This is a genomic window from Leifsonia sp. NPDC077715 (assembly GCF_040686855.1).
In the GTDB taxonomy this organism is placed as follows: Bacteria; Actinomycetota; Actinomycetes; order Actinomycetales; family Microbacteriaceae; genus Leifsonia.
Map to the genome: position 1 here is coordinate 940,370 of NZ_JBFBOG010000003.1, position 18,431 is coordinate 958,800.

The following is an 18,431-nucleotide window of genomic DNA, read 5'->3' on the forward strand; positions in this document are numbered from 1 at the left end:
ACGGCCGCGGTAAGACTTCGACACAAAGGTGCAGAACCCGTCATGACCCTCGAGCAGACCGGCGCCCTCCCCCGCCTCGCCGACCGTTCGCCCCAGATCACGGGCGCCGAGATCGCCGCCAGCCTGGTGCCGCCGTCGCAGTTCGAGCACGCGACGTTCGAGTCGTACCGGCCCGACCACGACTACCCGTCGCAGGCGGAGGCCGTCGCCACCCTGAAGCTGTTCGCGAAGACCTGGGAGCCGCAGCGGCCGGCCGGCCTGTTCAGCCGCAGCCGCAAGAAGGTGGAGGCGATGAAGCCGGGCGTCTACCTGGACGGCGGCTTCGGCGTGGGCAAGACGCACCTCCTCGCCGCGCTCTGGCACGAGGCTCCCGGGCCGAAGTACTTCGGCACCTTCATCGAGTACACGGCGCTGGTCGGCGCGCTCGGCTACGCGGGCGCGGTGGACCTGCTGCGCGGCTCCACCCTGATCTGCATCGACGAGTTCGAGCTGGACGACCCGGGCGACACCATGATGATGACCCGGATGCTCGGCGAGCTCGTCGCCTCCGGCACCCGCATCGCGGCGACCAGCAACACGCCGCCGAACGCGCTCGGCGAGGGGCGGTTCGCCGCGAGCGACTTCCTTCGCGAGATCCAGTCGCTGTCGTCCAACTTCCAGACCATCCGCATCGACGGCCTCGACTACCGCCGCCGCGACACCACCGGCGCGGCGGTCACCGTGGAGCCGGACGCCTACGAGCGCATCATCGCTACGATGGCCGGCCGCGGAGAGACCGTCACGAGCGACGACTTCCAGGACCTCATCGCGCACCTCGCGACCGTCCACCCGTCCCGCTACATCAAGATCATCGAGGGCGTCGATGTCATCGGGCTGACGGGCGTGGAGGTGCTGCACGACCAGATGGCCGCGCTCCGTCTCGTCGCGTTCATCGACCGCGTGTACGACGCCGAGATCCCGATCGTGCAGACCGGTGTCGCGCTCAACGACGTGTTCGACGACGAGATGCTGGGCGGCGGCTACCGCAAGAAGTACCTGCGGTCGATGTCGCGCATGATCGCGCTCACCGCGGGCGAGCTGCCGCCGCACGACGACTGACGCACGTCCGGACGTCAGGCGACCGGGTCTCCGACGGGAGCCGCCGTCGCCGAAACGTGCTCCCTCAGCCACTCCGTGATCGCTCCCGACCACTTCGCCTCGTCGTAATTCCACAGCTTCGTGTGCAGCGCCGTGTCGAAGGGCACCAGCGTCACGATGTCGCTGCGGGCCGCGGCGAGCGCGCGGGAGCCGGTGGAGGGGACGAAGCCGTCGTCGTCGCTGTGCAGGATGAGCATCGGGAGGCTCAGCTCGGCGGCGCGGGCGACGAAGTCCATGCTCCGCAGGTCGATCGGGGCGCCCTGGCCGGTGATCGGCCCGCTCCACTCCGACTCGATGAGGCGCATGGCGGCGCGGGTCATCATGTCGGGCAGGCGCAGGAGGTTGCCCTGGTACTCCAGGGTGTCGATCCAGTCGATGACGGGCGACTCCAGGACGATGCCGGTCACGTGGTCCAGCGCCGTCGAGCGGGTGATCGTCTGCAGCACGACGGCTCCGCCCATCGACCAGCCCATGAGGACGATCGAGCGGGCGCCATGCTCGACGGCGTAGTGGATGGCCGCCTCGATGTCGCGCCACTCCGTCCCGCCGAGACCGTAGCGGCGGTCGATGCTCTCCGGAGCGTCGCCGTCGTTGCGGTAGGAGGCGAGCAGGCAGGTGAAACCGGCGTCGTGGAAAGTGCGGACCGCGCGCAGGCCCTCCTGACGGGAGGCGCCCCAGCCGTGCACCTGGATGACCCAGCGTCCGTCGTCCGCCGCCGGCGGCGCGGGGAAGACCCACGCCGGCGCCTCGCCGAGGTCGGTGGCGATCTCGACGCTGGTCACCTCCAGGCCCAGCTCTTCCGGCTGGAGGTAGTAGTAGCCGCTGATCCGCGCGCGGCCGGCGCGCAGCGTCCCGAATTCGACGCGCTCCAGTTCGCGCACGACCGTGCCGTCCTCGCGTTCGATCAGGCCGCCGAGCTTCGCATACGCCGCCTCGTTCCCCCACCAGAGGCCGAACCGGCCGGGCATCGCGGCGTCCGGGGTGTCGCGGAGGGCGACCGTCCCGGCGGTCTCGTCGAACGAGCGGATGAGCTGGTTCTGCGGTCGCCGACGGACCGGCGTGATCACGGTGCGGGCGACGCGCGCGGTCGCCCAGGCGGCTGTCGCGGCGGCGCCGAGCACCAGTCCCCCGGCGACGACGGCCGCCGTCCCGAGCACCTTGCCGAACGCCGAACCCGAGCCGCTTGCCGCCATAGTGTGCACTGTACCGGCGGCGGCCCCGGCGCGTCCTCAGGAGTTCTCCAGGCGGCGTGCCTTACTACCCGGACACGGCAAAGGCTTCTAGTGTTCGAAGCGTGCCGACACCGACATCCCCACCGCAGCATCCGGCGGAGTTCGCCACGGCGCTGCAGTCCATCCGCGCCGCAGTGTCGCGACCGGAGCTCGTCATCGAGGAGATCCCCGCGCCCGCACAGCTGGCGCCGTACTCGGTCGCGCTCGCGGCCGACGTCCGGCCGGCACGGCACGGAAGCGACTCGGACCTCGGCACCGGACGTTTCATCCTGCTGTACGACCCCGACGAGCCGGAGGCGTGGGGCGGCCCGTTCCGCATCGTCTGCTTCGCGCAGGCGCCGCTCGAGACCGACATCGGGCTCGACCCGTTCCTCGCCGACGTCGCGTGGTCGTGGCTGGTGGATGCGCTCGACGCCCGCCATGCCCGCTACACCGCCGCCAGCGGCACCGCCACCAAGATCATCTCCACCGGGTTCGGCGAGCTCGCCGCCCAGGGCGACGGGTCGCAGATCGAGCTGCGCGCCTCCTGGAGCCCGCTGGAGTCGGACGTCTCGGCGCACGTCGAGGGATGGGGCGAGCTGCTGTGCATGCTCGCCGGCCTCCCCCCGACCGGCGAAGGGGTCAGCCTGCTGAGCACGCGGGCGGCCTCGCCGAGAAGGACACCGCGTGGCTGAGCACACCGTCATCGACAGCCGGGACGGCTACCTGCGGGCCGTCGAGCGGATCGTCGCGGGAGAGGGCCCGGTCGCGGTCGACGCCGAGCGGGCCAGCGGCTTCCGGTACTCGCAGCGTGCGTACCTCATCCAGGTCTTCCGGCGCGGGTCCGGCACGTTCCTCTTCGACCCGCCGGCGATCGGCCGCTTCGACGAGCTGAACGACGCCATCCACGACGACGAGTGGGTGCTGCACGCCGCCACCCAGGACCTCACCTGCCTGCGCGAGGTGGGCCTCGACCCCTCGATCGTGTTCGACACCGAGCTGGCCGCACGTCTGCTAGGGATGCCGCGCGTCGGACTCGGGACGGTCGTGGAGGAGCTGCTGGGCATCCACCTCGCGAAGGAGCACAGCGCGGCCGACTGGTCGACGCGTCCCCTTCCCGAGCCGTGGCTGAACTACGCGGCGCTGGATGTGGAGCTGCTGCCCGACCTGCGCGACGCCATCGCGGCGCTGCTCGACGAGTCCGGGAAGATGGACATCGCCCGGCAGGAGTTCGCCGACGAGCTGGTCCGGGAGCTCACGCCGGTGCGCGCCGAGCCATGGCGGCGGCTGTCTGGCATCCACTCCATCCGGGGCCTGCGGAACCTCGCTGTCGCCCGCGAGCTCTGGCTGAGCCGGGATGCGCTTGCCCGCGAGCTCGACACCGCTCCGGGACGTCTGGTTCCCGACGCGTCGCTGACCGCCGCTGCGAAGGCGATGCCGGAGAGCAAGCGCGCGTTGGCGTCGCTGCGCGAATTCACCGGCCGCGCCAGCCGCAGCGAGCTCGACCGCTGGTGGGCCGCTATCGAGGCCGGACGCACGACCGACGACCTGCCGGTGCTGCGGGGCAACGGCGACAGCCTCCCACCGCCGCGCGCCTGGTCCGATCGCAATCCGGAGGCGGACGCCCGGCTCAAGGCCGCCCGCGCAGCGCTGACGACCGTGTCGGAGGAGCGCGCGATCCCGCTGGAGAACCTGCTGACGCCGGAGACGCTGCGGCGCGTGGCGTGGACTCCCCCGGCCGAGATCACGCCGGAGACGGTCGGCGAGGCCCTGTCCGCGCACGGTGCCCGACCCTGGCAGGTTGCCGCAACCGCACAGGTGATCGCCCAGGCGTTTGTGGAAAGCACCCAAAGCGCCGACGAGGGGTCCGAGCCCGTTTCGTAGGAAGGATCAAACGATTCTTTTCGTGCACAGTCGTGTACCTAGGATCGTTTCCGACCTTGATTTGGGAGGCACTGTGGCCGATAGGAACGAAGTCGTGTTCGTCGACGGAGTCCGTACTCCGTTCGGGCGAGCCGGCGAAAAAGGGCAGTACTGGAACACCCGCGCGGACGATCTCGTCGTGAAGGCGATGATCGGCCTGATGGAGCGGAACCCCGAGGTGCCCAAGGACCGCATCGACGATGTGGCGATCGCCGCCACCACCCAGCAGGGCGACCAGGGCCTGACCCTCGGCCGCACCGCCGCTCTCCTGGCCGGCCTGCCGAAGTCGGTTCCCGGCTTCGCGATCGACCGGATGTGCGCGGGCGCCATGACGAGCGTCACGACGCTCGGCTCCGGCATCGCGTTCGGCGCCTACGACCTCGTCATCGCGGGCGGCGTGGAGCACATGGGCCGCCACCCGATGGGCTTCGGCGCCGACCCCAACCCCCGCTTCCTCAGCGAGAAGATGGTCGCAGAGGACGCGCTCAACATGGGCATGACCGCGGAGCGCATCCACGACCGCTTCCCGGCGCTGACCAAGGAGCGCTCCGACCGCTTCGCGATGCGCAGCCAGCACAAGCTCGCCGCCGCCTACGAGGCGGGCAAGATCCAGCCGGACCTCATTCCGGTCGCGATCCGGTCCGAGGAAGGCTGGGGCCTGGCCACGCAGGATCAGGGCATGCGCCCGGAGACCAACATGGAGAGTCTCGCCACCCTCAAGACCCCGTTCCGCCCGCACGGCCGGGTCACCGCGGGCAACTCGTCGCCGCTGACCGACGGCGCCACCGCGTCCCTCCTCGCATCGCACGACGCGGTGAAGGAGCTCGGCCTCACGCCGAAGATGCGCATGGTGAGCTTCGCGTTCGCCGGTGTGGAGCCGGAGATCATGGGCATCGGCCCGGTCCCGTCGACGGAGAAGGCGCTGCGCAAGGCGGGCCTGAGCATCGACGACATCGGGCTGTTCGAGCTGAACGAGGCGTTCGCCATCCAGGTGCTGTCGTTCCTGGACCACTTCGGCATCGCCGACGACGACCCGCGCGTGAACCAGTGGGGCGGCGCGATCGCCATCGGCCACCCGCTCGCCGCGAGCGGGGTGCGCCTGATGATCCAGCTCGCCGCGCAGTTCGCCGAGCACCCCGAGGTCCGCTACGGCATCACTGCGATGTGCGTGGGTCTCGGCCAGGGCGGCACCGTGATCTGGGAGAACCCCAACTACGACAAGCGCGCTGCGCGGAAGGGCTGAGAAGCGTGACGGACTACAGCAAGATCGACTTCAGCCCGCTCGAGGCCGTCGCCGACGACGAGGTCGTCACCCACGCCTTCGTGAAGGATGTGCCGCTCCCCAGCGGCAAGCGCCTCGCGCTGGTGACCCTCGACAACGGCCGCGACCACACGCGCCCCAACACCCTGGGCCCCGCCACGCTGATGGAGCTCGGCCGCGTCTTCGACGAGCTGACCGAGCGCGCCAAGCGCGGCGAGATCGACGCGGTCGCCGTCACCGGCAAGCCGTTCATCCTGGCCGCCGGCGCCGACCTCAGCCGCGTGGGAGACATCCCCAGTGTCGAGGTCGCGAAGCTGCTCCCCCAGCTGGGCCACTACGTCCTCGGCAAGCAGGCGCACTTCGGTGTCCCGTCCTTCGTGTTCACGAACGGCCTCGCCCTCGGCGGCGGTGTGGAGATCGGCCTCAACGCCGACTACCGCACCATCGACCGCAACACGGCAGCGTTCGCGCTTCCCGAGGTCTTCCTCGGCCTGATCCCCGGCTGGGGCGGCGCGACCATCCTGCCGAACCTCATCGGCATCGAGAACGCGCTGAAGGTCGTCGTCGAGAACCCGCTCAAGCAGAACCGGATGCTCAAGGCGCAGGAGGCGTTCGACCTCGGCATCGCGGACGCGATCTTCGACTCGGCGAACTTCCTCGAGGACTCGCTGCGGTGGGCCGACAAGGTCCTCACCGGCGCCGTCGTCGTGAAGCGCCCGAACGAGCCGGGCAAGCTCGAGCGCATGGTCAAGTGGGACGCCGCCATCGGCATCGCCCGCAAGATGCTCGAGTCGCGCATCGGCACGGTGCCGAAGTCCCCGTACAAGGCCCTCGACCTGCTCAAGGCCGCGAAGTCGAACGACCGCGAGGCCGGCTTCGCGCTCGAGGACGACGCCCTGGCGGAGCTCATCTCGGGCGACCAGTTCCAGGCGAGCATCTACGCGTTCAACCTGGTGCAGAAGCGGGCGAAGCGCCCCGCAGGAGCGCCCGACAAGAAGCTCGCGAAGAAGGTCACCAAGATCGGCGTCATCGGCGCCGGCTACATGGCCAGCCAGTTCGCGCTGCTCTTCGTGCGGCGGCTGCGTGTGCCGGTCGTGATCACCGACCTCGACCAAGCGCATGTCGACAAGGGCGTGGCGTACATCCACGACGAGATCGGCAAGCTGCAGGAGAAGGGCCGCATCTCCCCGGATGAGGCCAACCGCCTGCGCGCGCTCGTCACCGGCACGACGAACAAGGCCGACTTCGCGGACTGCGACTGGGTCATCGAAGCCGTGTTCGAGGAGCTGTCCGTCAAGCAGGACGTCTTCGCCGAGGTGGAGCCGTTCCTGTCCGACGAGGCGGTCATCGCGACCAACACGTCGTCGCTGTCGGTGGAGCAGATCGGCGCGAAGCTGAAGCACCCGGAGCGTCTGGTCGGCTTCCACTTCTTCACCCCGGTCGCGGTCATGCCGCTGATCGAGGTCGTGAAGACGCCGCACACCGACGACGCCACCCTGTCCACCGCCATGGTGACGGCCGCCGCACTCAAGAAGAACGCCGTCATCACCGCCGACACCCCCGGCTTCGTCGTCAACCGCATCCTGGCGAAGATCCTCGGCGATGCGATGCACGCCGTCGACGACGGGACGCCGTTCGAGGTCGTCGACGAGGCGATCGCACCGCTGGGTCTGCCCATGCCGCCCTCTCAGCTGCTCGACCTGGTCGGGCTGAAGGTCGGCGCGCACGTGCTCGACACCCACCACGCGGCGTTCCCGGACCGGTTCTACCGCTCCGAGAACCTCCACAAGCTGGCCGAGTACGGCACGCTGCTGGAGAAGGACGCCAAGGGCAAGGTGAAGGGTCTCGACAAGGGCGCCGCGAAGATCGTCTCGGGCGGCAAGAACCCGTGGACGAAGGAGCAGATCCTCCGCACGCTGGAGGACGGCCTGGCCGACGAGATCCACCGCATGCTGGCCGACGACCACGTGGTCGAGGAGCCGGAGGACATCGACCTCTGCATGATCCTCGGCGCGGGCTTCCCGTTCCAGATGGGCGGCATCACGCCGTACCTGGACCGGGTGGGAGCGTCGGAGCGCGTCTTCGGAGACACGTTCCACCATCCGCCGATCAAGGGCGTCGCGTAAGCACCCCCGCCATGAGACGCAACACGCCGTTATCCGGACCGGATAACGGCGTGTTGCGTCTCATCGTTCAGCGGGTCAGCGGTTGACCGTCGACATGTCGGGGTAGCGGTCGCCGACCGGCGCGGCCACGGCGTCCAGGCGGGCGAGCTGGTCCTCCGAGAGGGTCAACTCGGTCGCGGCGACGTTCTGCTCCAGGTTCTTCACCTTCGTGGTGCCGGGGATCGGCGCGATGTCGTCGCCCTTCGACAGCAGCCACGCCAGCGCCACCTGGCCGGGTGCCGCGCCGACTTCGCGGGCGACCTCGTCCACCTGCTCGACGATGCGGATGTTCGCCTCCAGGTTGTCGCCCTCGAACCGCGGGTTGAAGCGGCGGAAGTCGTCGTCCGACAGGTCGTCGAGCGAGCGGATGGTGCCGGTCAGGAATCCGCGGCCCAGCGGAGAATACGGCACGAAGCCGATGCCGAGCTCGCGGACGGTCGGCAGAACCTCGGCCTCCGGGTCGCGGGTCCACAGCGAGTACTCGGTCTGGATGGCCGTGACCGGGTGCACCACGTTCGCGCGGCGGATGGTCGCCGGCGCCGCCTCCGAGAGGCCGTAGTGCAGGATCTTGCCTTCATCGATCAGCTCCTTCAGCGCGCCCACGGTGTCCTCGATCGGCGTGTTCGGGTCCATCCGGTGCTGATAATAGAGGTCGATGCGGTCGGTGTTCAGCCGGCGCAGCGAGCCCTCGACGGCGAGGCGCAGGTTCTCGGGCGAGCCGTCCAGCCCGCGCTCGTCGTTCTGGCGGTGCAGGATGTTGCCGAACTTCGTCGCAATGACCACGCGGTCCCGGCGTCCGTCGGCGAACGCCTTCGCCAGCAGCTCCTCGTTCGTGTAGGGGCCGTAGATCTCGGCGGTGTCGAAGAACGTGACGCCCAGTTCCATCGCCCGGTGGATGGTGCGGATGGAGCCCGCCTCGTCTTGGCCCGCTCCGGTGTAGAACGCGGACATGCCCATGCAGCCGAGGCCCAGCTGCGAGACCTCCAGCTTCTCGGTTCCCAGTGCGATCGTCTTCATGCGTCGTTCCCTTCCGTGACCTGCTCGACGGTGCGCCGGTACAGGTCGATCTTGTAGTCGATGGCCGCCAGGCTCGCCGTCATCTCCTCCAGCTGCCGCACCACCGCCATGCGGTGCAGGAGCAGCAGCTCCAGCCGCTCCGCCTCCGTCCCGTCGCCCTGGCGCGCCAGCACGACGTACTGGCGCATGGTGGCGATCGGCATGGCGGTCGAGCGCAGCTTGGTGAGGAAGCCGACCCACGACACGTCCGCCTCGGTGTAGCGCCGGTGGGTGGAGGACGCGCGCTCGACCGGCGAGAGCATGAGCCCTTCGCGTTCGTAGTAGCGCAGTGTGTGGGTGGTGAGTCCGGTCCGCTCGGCGACGTCGGAGATCGACATCGCCGTCCGTGTGTCCGTCATACCGTCACGTTACGACTTAGAGTGCACTCAAAGTCAACCGAGCGCGGGAATCAGTCGGCCGCCCTGTCGGCCACCACGGTCCTGAGCATCCCTGTGGGCGCGTCGTCGATGTCGTACGCGTCCAGGCGTTCAATCCTCGCGAAATCCTCGGGAGACATCCACGCGGGACGCGCGTCCACCACCGTGAGCTCGGGATAACGAAGGGATATATCGGCTTCCGAGCGCGCCAACAGGAGTCCCCAGAGACCTCCCATGCCGTAGTCGTACACCACCAGGTAGCGTCGCTTGTCCGCGGGGGTCACGTCGGCGCTCAGGCGCCGGGCTTCTTGGCAGCGGGAGTCTCGTCGGCGGGGGCGTCGTCGGGCAGGGGTCGTGCGATCGGGACGCGGCTGCCGAGCACCTGCGCGACGAGGTCGCGGGCGATCTTCTGCGGGGTGAGCCCCGCGTCCTCGAGGATCTGATCGCGCGACGCGTGGTCGATGAACGCGTCGGGCAGGCCCAGCTCGTCGACGGCGGTGTCGATGCCCGCTCCGCGCAGGTCCTGGCGGACGCGCGTGCCGATTCCGCCGACGCGGATGCCGTCCTCGATCGTCACGACGATGCGGTGCTCCGCCGCGAGCGACAGGATGCTCTTCGGCACCGGCACGACCCAGCGCGGGTCGACCACGGTCGCGCCGATCCCCTGCGCCGCCAGCCGCTCGGCGACCTTCAGCCCGAGGTCGGCCATCGGTCCGACGGTGACGAGCAGGACGTCCTTGCGGTCGCCCTCGAGCAGCACGTCGACCCCGTCGTCAAGGCGGCGCACCGCCTCGATGTCCGGCTGCACAGGACCCTTCGGGAAGCGCAGCACCGTCGGGGCATCCTCCACCGCGACCGCCTCGGCCAGCTCCTCACGGAAGCGCGTGCCGTCGCGCGGCGCGGCGAGCCGGATGTTCGGAACGACCTGCAGGATCGCGAGGTCCCAGATACCGTGGTGGCTCGGTCCGTCCGGCCCCGTCACTCCCGCGCGGTCGAGGACGAAGGTCACGCCCGCCTTGTGGAGGCCGACATCCATCAGGACCTGGTCGAACGCGCGGTTCATGAAGGTCGCGTAGATCGCGACCACCGGGTGCAGGCCGCCGAACGCGAGACCCGCGGCGCTGGTGGCCGCGTGCTGCTCGGCGATGCCGACGTCGTGGACGCGGTCGGGGAAGCGCTCGGCGAGCTTGTGGAGGCCGGTCGGACGCAGCATCGCCGCGGTGATGCCGACGATCTTGGGGTTCTTCTCGGCGAGGCGAACGATCTCGTCGGCGAAGACGCCCGTCCACGACGGCTGCGTGGACGACTCCATCGCCTCGCCAGTCTCCGGGTCGATCTTGCCCACGGCGTGGAACTGGTCGGCCGCGTCCCGCAGCGCCGGTTCGTAACCGCGGCCCTTCTGCGTGATCGCGTGGACGATCACCGGGGCACCGTAGTTCTTCGCCTGCTGGAGCGCTTCCTCCATCGCCTCGATGTCGTGCCCGTGGATCGGGCCGATGTACTTGATGTCGAGGTTCGAGTACAGCGCCTCGTTGTTCGAGAAGCGGCTGAGGAACCCGTGGAGGCCGCCGCGGACCCCGCGGTAGAAGGAGCGACCCGGTGTGCCGAGCTTGTCGAAGGCGGCCTGCGAGGTGAGGTACAGGCTGCGGTAGCTCTTGCGAGTGCGCACGGTGTTGAGGAACCGCGCCATGCCGCCGATCGTCGGCGCGTACGACCGGCCGTTGTCGTTGACGACGATGATCAGCTTGCGGTTGTTGTCGTCGGAGATGTTGTTGAGCGCTTCCCACGTCATGCCGCCGGTGAGCGCTCCGTCGCCGACCACCGCGACGACGTGGCGATCCTTCTGCCCGGTCAGCTCGAAGGCACGCGAGATGCCGTCCGCCCACGAGAGCGAGGAGGAGGCGTGCGAGCTCTCGACGATGTCGTGCTCCGACTCGGACCGCTGCGGGTAACCCGCCATGCCGCCGCGCTGGCGCAGCTGCGAGAAGTCCTGGCGGCCGGTCAGCAGCTTGTGCACGTACGACTGGTGGCCGGTGTCGAAGACGATGGCGTCCCGCGGGGAGTCGAAGACCCGGTGGATGGCGATCGTCGTCTCGACCACGCCCAGGTTGGGGCCCAGGTGGCCGCCGGTCTTCGCCACGTTGGCGACCAGGAACGCCCGCACCTCGGCGGCGAGCTGGACCAGCTCACCGTCGGTCAGACGGTCGAGGTCGCGCGGACCGTGGATGGTCTCGAGGATGCCCATGCGTTCGAGTCTAGGCTCGCGCGAATGGGCAGAGGCTCGGAACGTGCGGTTGACCGGTGGAAGTCCGCAATCGGTTCCGGTTAAACACAGCGGCCCGGGCGAACCCGGGCCCCTGAGAGCGTGACGTCGTTAGTACTGCCGACGTCCTGCTCAAGAGATTACTACGCTCGCGGAATGGCGGCAGACATCGTGACCTATTTCAGCGAACCGCGCATCGGTACGTACCTTGCGCGTTGCAAAGGTGACGAAACGCGAGCGCTGACGTTGTACCGCGCGAACGCCCACATCAGTGGCACTGCTCACACGGCAGTCCACTACTGCGAGGTGATACTTCGCAATGCGCTCGACCGGGAGTTGCGGAGCTGGAACCGCGCGGTGCATAGGACGCCTGAATGGGCCCGCGACCCGGCGCCGCTCCTCGCGTCCGTGCTCCCGCCCGACCGGCTTCGTGCGGCCCGAGACCATGCTGCTCGGGGTGTACGAGGCCGGCGGCCGGTCAACCACGACGATATCGTCGCGCAATTCACCTTCGGTGTGTGGCGCAACCTCCTCCCTTCGCAGCGCCACCGATGGAAGGAAGCGCTGTGGGACGAAGCGCTCCAGCACGCGTTCACGAACCGTCAGGGAGTCCGAGTCGACCAGATCGCGCGCTCTGTGTCGATCGTCTGCGACTTCCGCAATCGGATCGCTCACCACGAGCCGGTGTTCGGCTTAGACCTCCGCGGCAAACGCAGGGCTATGCGCGACGTCATCAACAGCGTCCACCCGACCGCTCGTCGCTGGTTCGTGGAGCACGAGCCGCTGTCGGCGGCGCTGGACGCCTTCTACGCGGAATGGCCGGAATTCGCCCGAACGAACTGAGCCCCCGGCGCCGTACGGGACTGGGGGCTCAGTTCACGCGCTCTCCGCTTACACGAGGCTCCGCAGCACGTACTGCAGGATGCCGCCGTTGCGGTAGTAGTCCGCCTCACCGGGGGTGTCAATGCGGACGACCGCGTCGAACTCGATGGTCTGCTTGCCGGCGGGCGAGTGCTCGCTCGGCTCTGCCACGACGTGGACGGTCTTCGGGGTGGTGCCCTCGTTCAGCTGCTCCAGGCCCGTGATCGAGAAGACCTCGGTGCCGTCGAGGCCCAGCGAGTCGGCGGACTCGCCGGCCGGGAACTGCAGCGGCACGACGCCCATGCCGATCAGGTTCGAGCGGTGGATGCGCTCGAAGCTCTCGGTGATGACAGCGCGGACGCCGAGGAGGCTGGTGCCCTTCGCCGCCCAGTCGCGCGACGAGCCGGAGCCGTACTCCTTGCCGCCGAGGATGACGAGCGGGGTGCCCTGCGCCTGGTAGTTCTGCGACGCGTCGTAGATGAACGACTGCGGCGCATCCGGCTTGGTGAAGTCGCGCGTGTAGCCGCCCTCGACGCCGTCCAGGAGCTGGTTCTTCAGTCGGATGTTCGCGAAGGTGCCGCGGATCATCACCTCGTGGTTGCCGCGGCGCGAGCCGTAGGAGTTGAAGTCCTTGCGGTCGATGCCGTGCTCGGTGAGGTACTGGCCGGCCGGGCTGTCCGCCTTGATGGAGCCGGCGGGCGAGATGTGGTCGGTGGTGACCGAGTCGCCGAGCTTGGCGAGCGCGCGGGCGCCGACGATGTCCGTGACGGGCTTCGTCTCGAGCGTGAGGCCCTCGAAGTACGGGGGCTTGCGCACGTAGGTCGACTTCTCGTCCCACTCGAAGACCGAGCCGGTCGGGGTCGGCAGCGACTTCCAGCGCTCGTCGCCCTCGAAGACCGACGCGTACTGGTGGACGAACATGCCCTCGTTGATCGAGGAGTCGATCGTCTCCTGCACCTCGGCCGCGTCGGGCCAGATGTCCTTCAGGAACACGTCGTTGCCCTCGGAGTCCTGGCCCAGCGGGTCGACCTCGAAGTCGAAGTTCATCGAACCGGCGAGCGCGTAGGCGATGACCAGCGGCGGGCTCGCCAGGTAGTTCATCTTGACGTCCGGGTTGATGCGGCCCTCGAAGTTGCGGTTGCCCGAGAGCACCGCGGTGACGGCCAGGTCGTTCTGGTTGACCGCCTCCGAGATCTCGTCGAGCAGCGGGCCCGAGTTGCCGATGCAGGTGGTGCAGCCGTAGCCGACCGTGTAGAAGCCGAGCGCCTCGAGGTCCTGGGTCAGACCGGCCTTCTCGTAGTAGTCGGTGACGACCTTCGACCCCGGGGCCAGCGTGGTCTTGACCCACGGCTTGGCCTTGAGGCCCTTCTTCGCCGCGTTGCGGGCGAGCAGGCCGGCGGCCAGCATGACCGACGGGTTGGAGGTGTTGGTGCACGACGTGATCGCCGCGATCGCGACCGCACCGTGGTCGAGGACGAAGCCCTCGCCGTTCTCCTTCAGCGTCACCGGGGTCGGGTTGGAGGCCGTCTTCGGGGCGTGGCTGTGGTGCGTGTGGAGGTGGATGCTGCGGTCGTCCTCCGGCTGCAGCTCACCCGGGTCGGACGCCGGGAACGACTCGGCGATCGTCAGGTCGACGAGGTCGTGCGAGACATCGGCGTAGTCGTTGAGGTCCTTCTCGAACTGGTCCTTGGCGTGGCTCAGCTCGATGCGGTCCTGCGGGCGCTTCGGGCCGGCGATCGACGGGACGACGGTCGAGAGGTCGAGCTCCAGGTACTCGCTGAAGACCGGCTCGTTCGCCGGGTCGTGCCACAGGCTCTGCGCCTTGGAGTACTGCTCGACGAGCTGGACCTGCTCCTCGCTGCGGCCGGTGAGGCGCAGGTAGTCGAGGGTGACGTCGTCGATCGGGAACATGGCGGCGGTGGAGCCGAACTCCGGGCTCATGTTGCCGATGGTGGCGCGGTTCGCGAGCGGGACCTCGGCCACGCCGGCGCCGTAGAACTCGACGAACTTGCCGACCACGCCGTGCTTGCGCAGCATCTGCGTGATCGTGAGCACGACGTCCGTCGCGGTCACGCCGGTCGGGATGGCGCCGGTCAGCTTGAAGCCGACCACCTTGGGGATGAGCATGGAGACGGGCTGGCCCAGCATGGCCGCCTCGGCCTCGATGCCGCCGACGCCCCAGCCGAGCACGCCCAGGCCGTTGACCATCGTGGTGTGCGAGTCGGTGCCGACGCAGGTGTCGGGGTAGGCCAGCAGCTCGCCGCCGACCTCACGGGTCATGGTGACACGGGCCAGGTACTCGATGTTGACCTGGTGGACGATGCCGGTCCCCGGCGGGACGACCTTGAAGTCGTCGAACGCGGTCTGGCCCCAGCGGAGGAACTGGTAGCGCTCGCCGTTGCGCTCGTACTCGATGTCGGTGTTGCGCTCCAGCGCGTCCGGCTGGCCGAACAGGTCGGCGATGACGGAGTGGTCGATGACCATCTCGGCCGGCGCGAGCGGGTTGATCTTCTTCGGGTCGCCGCCGAGTGCGGAGACGGCCTCGCGCATGGTGGCGAGGTCGACGATGCAGGGGACGCCGGTGAAGTCCTGCATGATCACGCGGGCCGGCGTGAACTGGATCTCGGTGTTCGGCTCGGCCGCCGGGTCCCAGGAGCCGAGAGCGCGGATGTGGTCGGCGGTGATGTTGGCGCCGTCCTCCGTGCGGAGCAGGTTCTCGAGGAGCACCTTGAGGCTGAAGGGCAGCCGCTGGTATCCCTCGACGGTGTCGATCTTGAAGATCGTGTAGTCACGCGATCCGACCGTCAAGGTCTCTTTCGCACCGAAGCTGTTCACAGCAGACACAATGCCCTCTCCTTCATCGGCAGGCGATGTTCACGCACGCCTCGTCCATCTTCGTCGTCCGTCGAAGCGCCTTTCCAGCAAGGTAAGCCTAAATCCTCATCGCCGGAAAGTATCTTGACGTCGAGATAAAACTATCACGATCAGAGCCGGTCGAAGACCAGCGAACGTCGCTTCGCGAACCGGTAGAACAGCTCGACACCGGCCGCGCCCACGGCGCCCACGGCGATGCCCCAGGCCAGGGCGCCGTCGAGCTGCAGATGCATCTCGAAGAAGGTGGCCGTGAACGGGATGACGCAGACCAGCGTGAAGGCGGCGGCGACCGCGGCGAGCAGCAGCCAGCGGATGCCGGTGAGCGGCCTCGTGAGCACGCACAGCATCCACAGCGAAACGCAGAACAGTGCGACCGTGGTGACGCTGCGGGCCTCGTGGAGCGGAACGCTGCGGTACAGCGGCGCGTACGCCACGATCGCCGTGAGGCCCGCGATGAGACCGGTCGGGATGGAGTACCGCAGCACGCGCCCGAGCACGCCCGGCGTGTAGATGCGCTTGTTCGGCGCGAGCGCCAGGAAGAAGGACGGGATGCCGATGGCCAGCGACGACACCAGGGTCAGCTGTCGTGGGAGGAACGGGAACGGCCACAGGATCGCAGCGCTCACGAGAGCCAGCAGGATGCCGTACGTCGTCTTCGCCAGGAAGATGTTGCTGACCCGCTCCACGTTGGCGATGACCCGCCGACCGGACGCCAAGACGTCCGGCAGCCGATCGAAACGGTCGTCGAGCAGCACGACGCGGGATGCGGCCTTCGTCGCGGCGGTACCGCTGCCCATGGCGATGCCGAGGTCGGCGCCCTTCACCGCCATCGCGTCGTTGACGCCGTCGCCCGTCATCGCGACCGTTCGACCGCTTCCCTTGAGCAGCCGCACCGCGGCCCGCTTCTGGTCCGGGCTGACACGGCCGAGCACACTGGCGCGCTCGAGCGCGTCGGCCAGCTCGTCGTCGGTGGTGAGCGTGGACGCGTCGATCGCCTCGCCCTCGAGGTGCAGCTCGCGGGCGATGGCCGCGACGGTCACGGGATTGTCGCCGGACATCACCACGACGCGGACGGACTGCTCGCGGAAGTACTCGAGCGCCTGCTGAGCCTCTGGCCGTAGCGTCTCAGCGAGAAGCACGAGCAGGACCGGCTCCACCCGCGTGCCCGTCAGCGGCATGTGCAGCTCGGCGGGCAGCGGGTCGATCGCCCGCGCCAGCGCAAGTGTCCGCAGTCCCGTCGCGGCGAGGGCCGTCGCGCGGGCCAACGCCTCGGAGTGGCCGTCGAGCACGCGTTCCGGTGCCCCGAGGACCCATGCGCTCTCCGGCCCGCCGTCGACCGTCATCGTGAGCGCGCTGTACTTGGTGGCCGAGCTGAAGGGGATGCGTCGGCCCACCGCGATCCGGTCGCTGCGGAACCGGGAGCCGAGGATGCCCGACGTCGCGTTCCCCGCCTCGTCTGACCCGAAGGCCGCGAGCGCGAGCTCGCCGTCGGCGACGGCCTGCTCCCCCGCCAGCGCCTCGGTGCCGTGAAGCGACAGCTCGCCGGTGGTCAGCGTGCCGGTCTTGTCGAGGAACAGCACGTCGACGCGCGCCAGCACCTCCACCGCCGCGAGCTCCTGCACTAGCACTTTGCGTGCGGCGAGCTGGATCGCCGCCACGCCGAAGGCCAGGCTCGTCAGCAGCACCAGCCCCTCCGGGATGAGTCCGACGACGGCTGCGACCGCGTCCAGCAGAGCCCGGCGCCAGCGTTCGTCGACGAACACCTCGGAGAACCCGCCGTAGGCGAAGACACGGCCGAGCAGGGTGATGAGGATGATCGGGCCCAGGATCCACGACAGGTAGACGAGGATGCGGTTGGTCGCGTCGCGGAGCTCGGACCGCACCTGGCTGTGCTTGCGGATCTCGCTCGTGAGCCGGCTCGCGTACGAGTCGGCGCCGACCGCCGAGACGGTCGCCAGTCCCGTCCCGGACACGACGTGCGATCCGGAGAGCAGAGGCGCCCCCGCATCTTTGAACATCGGATCGGACTCGCCCGTGAGCATCGATTCGTCGAGGGACAGCCCGGTGCTCTCGACCACGATGGCGTCGGCCGGGACCTGATCGCCCGGACGCAGGACGAGCAGGTCGTCGAGCACGACCTGATCGAGCGCGACCGTCACCACCGCGGCGTCGCGGCGCACGCGGCTGTGGGGCGCGGCGAGCAGCGCCGCCCGGTCGAGCACGCGCTTGGCGCGGTACTCCTGCACGATGCCGATGAGCGCGTTGACGACGACGATGCCGAAGAAGAACCCGTCGCGCAGGTCGCCCAGCAGGACCACGACGATGAAGCAGGCGGTGAGGATGCCGTTGAACAGCGTGAAGACGTTCTCGCGGAGGATGTCGCCGATCGACCGCGAGCTGGGCTGCTCCTGCGTGTTGACGCGCCCGTCGGCGATGCGCGCCTCCACCTGGGCGGAGGTCAGCCCGTCACGTGTTCCCGCGTCCAGCATCCCTCCCCCTTACCGTCCGAATGGTTCTACTTGGTAGACGAGGTGGGGCGTGGGTTCGTGACGGGCTTCTGGGGGAATTGCCCCTTCACGACGAACCACGTCACGAGGAGGAGCGGTGCGTAGAGCGGGACGCCCATGAGCAGCTTGGTGAGGGCGAGCGCGCTCGTCGCCTCGTCGGTGTGCGCCAGGTACAGCGGTACCTGCACGACGAGGCGGGCCGCGAACAGCAGGAACCAGAGGAAGGTCAGCGCCTGCATGACCCGGAACTTCCGCTTGTCCTTGCGCCACGCGACGCCGTCGCCCATCAGGTAGCCGGCCGCGAGCCCGATGATCGGCCAGCGCACGAGCATGGAGATCAGGATGCCCGCGGCGTACGCGGCGTTCGTCCAGATCCCGAGGAGGAAGTTGTCCTCGCCGCGCCCGGTGATGAGCGCGAGGATGGCGGAGATGCCGACGCCGATGAGTCCGGCGAGCGCCTGCGTCACCGGTGTCTTTCCGACGATGCGGATGACCGTGAAGACGATCGCGACCGCCACCGAGCATCCGATCGAGAGCGGGACGTTCTGGGTGAACGTGAAGAGCACGAGGAAGACGAGGCCGGGGAGGATCGTCTCGCACAGCCCGCGGATGCCGCCGAGAGCGCCCAGGAGCGCCGCGCCGGTCGAGGAGTCGTCCTCGGCGAGCTGGCCCAGACCCGAACGGCGTGCGGCTGCGGCGATGCTCTCGCCGAGACCGGGCGCGGGGGCCGTCGTCCTGTCGTCGTCGTCCGGCTGAGGGGTCGGGCGCTCGGGGCGCTCCTCGTCGGTCATGTCCA

Annotated in this window: 14 protein-coding genes; 6 read left to right on the forward strand and 8 right to left on the reverse strand. The window is 69.0% G+C overall.

Features of this window, described 5'->3' with window-relative positions; translation table 11 throughout:
- Positions 1 to 42 precede the first annotated feature (42 nt).
- On the forward strand, positions 43 to 1,098 hold the full coding sequence (gene zapE / locus AB0P25_RS18390; protein WP_363809268.1) for a cell division protein ZapE: 1,056 nt from the start codon (positions 43 to 45) through the stop codon (positions 1,096 to 1,098).
- A 14-nt stretch (positions 1,099 to 1,112) separates the two neighbouring features.
- Here zapE and AB0P25_RS18395 read toward each other — a convergent pair whose 3' ends face one another.
- The gene (locus AB0P25_RS18395) at positions 1,113 to 2,330 is read right to left on the reverse strand and encodes an alpha/beta fold hydrolase (protein WP_363809270.1); all 1,218 of its coding nucleotides are present in this window, start codon (positions 2,328 to 2,330) and stop codon (positions 1,113 to 1,115) included.
- Positions 2,331 to 2,431: 101 nt separating this feature from the next.
- Here AB0P25_RS18395 and AB0P25_RS18400 point away from each other — a divergent pair, with 101 nt between their 5' ends.
- The 4 genes from AB0P25_RS18400 to AB0P25_RS18415 all read left to right on the forward strand — a co-directional run bounded on the left by AB0P25_RS18400 (position 2,432) and on the right by AB0P25_RS18415 (position 7,658).
- Complete coding sequence (locus tag AB0P25_RS18400) at positions 2,432 to 3,043, forward strand: DUF3000 domain-containing protein (RefSeq protein ID WP_363809271.1); 612 nt, start codon at positions 2,432 to 2,434, stop codon at positions 3,041 to 3,043.
- Entirely contained in the window at positions 3,036 to 4,232 is a 1,197-nt protein-coding gene (locus AB0P25_RS18405) for an HRDC domain-containing protein (protein WP_363809272.1), read from the forward strand. The genes AB0P25_RS18400 and AB0P25_RS18405 overlap by 8 nt, the downstream gene beginning before the upstream one ends.
- Before the next feature lie 73 nt (positions 4,233 to 4,305).
- Positions 4,306 to 5,514 (forward strand): thiolase family protein, encoded by a 1,209-nt coding sequence (locus tag AB0P25_RS18410; protein ID WP_363809273.1) that lies wholly within the window; start codon positions 4,306 to 4,308, stop codon positions 5,512 to 5,514.
- Positions 5,515 to 5,519: 5 nt separating this feature from the next.
- Positions 5,520 to 7,658, forward strand: coding sequence for a 3-hydroxyacyl-CoA dehydrogenase NAD-binding domain-containing protein (locus AB0P25_RS18415; protein ID WP_363809275.1), 2,139 nt, complete (start codon positions 5,520 to 5,522; stop codon positions 7,656 to 7,658).
- Positions 7,659 to 7,733: 75 nt separating this feature from the next.
- Here the strand turns inward: AB0P25_RS18415 and AB0P25_RS18420 are convergent, their stop codons facing one another.
- The 4 genes from AB0P25_RS18420 to dxs are packed head-to-tail and all read right to left on the reverse strand — an operon-like array spanning position 7,734 to position 11,375.
- Positions 7,734 to 8,714 carry an aldo/keto reductase gene (locus AB0P25_RS18420; protein WP_363809277.1) on the reverse strand — a complete coding sequence of 327 codons (981 nt, stop codon included), beginning with the start codon at positions 8,712 to 8,714 and terminating at the stop codon, positions 7,734 to 7,736.
- A complete protein-coding gene (locus AB0P25_RS18425) occupies positions 8,711 to 9,112 on the reverse strand; it encodes a MerR family transcriptional regulator (RefSeq protein ID WP_064109243.1) in 402 nt (133 codons plus the stop codon). Before AB0P25_RS18425 ends, AB0P25_RS18420 begins: the two co-directional genes overlap by 4 nt.
- A 50-nt stretch (positions 9,113 to 9,162) precedes the next feature.
- Entirely contained in the window at positions 9,163 to 9,414 is a 252-nt protein-coding gene (locus tag AB0P25_RS18430) for a hypothetical protein (RefSeq protein WP_363809280.1), read from the reverse strand.
- Between the two features lie 8 nt (positions 9,415 to 9,422).
- A complete protein-coding gene (gene dxs, locus AB0P25_RS18435) occupies positions 9,423 to 11,375 on the reverse strand; it encodes a 1-deoxy-D-xylulose-5-phosphate synthase (RefSeq protein ID WP_363809281.1) in 1,953 nt (650 codons plus the stop codon).
- A gap of 174 nt (positions 11,376 to 11,549) precedes the next feature.
- On the opposite strand from dxs, the gene AB0P25_RS18440 reads away from it, so the two are divergent.
- Entirely contained in the window at positions 11,550 to 12,236 is a 687-nt protein-coding gene (locus tag AB0P25_RS18440) for a hypothetical protein (RefSeq protein ID WP_363809284.1), read from the forward strand.
- A gap of 48 nt (positions 12,237 to 12,284) precedes the next feature.
- Here AB0P25_RS18440 and acnA read toward each other — a convergent pair whose 3' ends face one another.
- From acnA to AB0P25_RS18455, 3 genes are all read right to left on the reverse strand, one after another.
- The gene (acnA, locus tag AB0P25_RS18445) at positions 12,285 to 15,098 is read right to left on the reverse strand and encodes an aconitate hydratase AcnA (protein WP_363809285.1); all 2,814 of its coding nucleotides are present in this window, start codon (positions 15,096 to 15,098) and stop codon (positions 12,285 to 12,287) included.
- A 140-nt stretch (positions 15,099 to 15,238) separates the two neighbouring features.
- Entirely contained in the window at positions 15,239 to 17,617 is a 2,379-nt protein-coding gene (locus AB0P25_RS18450; protein WP_363809287.1) for an HAD-IC family P-type ATPase, read from the reverse strand.
- Positions 17,618 to 17,643: 26 nt separating this feature from the next.
- Positions 17,644 to 18,426, reverse strand: a complete 783-nt coding sequence (locus tag AB0P25_RS18455) for a DUF3159 domain-containing protein (protein ID WP_363809289.1) — start codon at positions 18,424 to 18,426, stop codon at positions 17,644 to 17,646.
- Positions 18,427 to 18,431: the final 5 nt, after the last annotated feature.

Coding starts and splice junctions, on each gene's coding strand:
- zapE (WP_363809268.1), top strand. CDS start 43: ATGACCCTCGAGCAGACCGGCGCCCTCCCCCGCCTCGCCGACCGTTCG.
- AB0P25_RS18395 (WP_363809270.1), bottom strand. CDS start 2,330: ATGGCGGCAAGCGGCTCGGGTTCGGCGTTCGGCAAGGTGCTCGGGACG.
- AB0P25_RS18420 (WP_363809277.1), bottom strand. CDS start 8,714: ATGAAGACGATCGCACTGGGAACCGAGAAGCTGGAGGTCTCGCAGCTG.
- AB0P25_RS18425 (WP_064109243.1), bottom strand. CDS start 9,112: ATGACGGACACACGGACGGCGATGTCGATCTCCGACGTCGCCGAGCGG.
- dxs (WP_363809281.1), bottom strand. CDS start 11,375: ATGGGCATCCTCGAGACCATCCACGGTCCGCGCGACCTCGACCGTCTG.
- AB0P25_RS18440 (WP_363809284.1), top strand. CDS start 11,550: ATGGCGGCAGACATCGTGACCTATTTCAGCGAACCGCGCATCGGTACG.
- AB0P25_RS18450 (WP_363809287.1), bottom strand. CDS start 17,617: ATGCTGGACGCGGGAACACGTGACGGGCTGACCTCCGCCCAGGTGGAG.
- AB0P25_RS18455 (WP_363809289.1), bottom strand. CDS start 18,426: ATGACCGACGAGGAGCGCCCCGAGCGCCCGACCCCTCAGCCGGACGAC.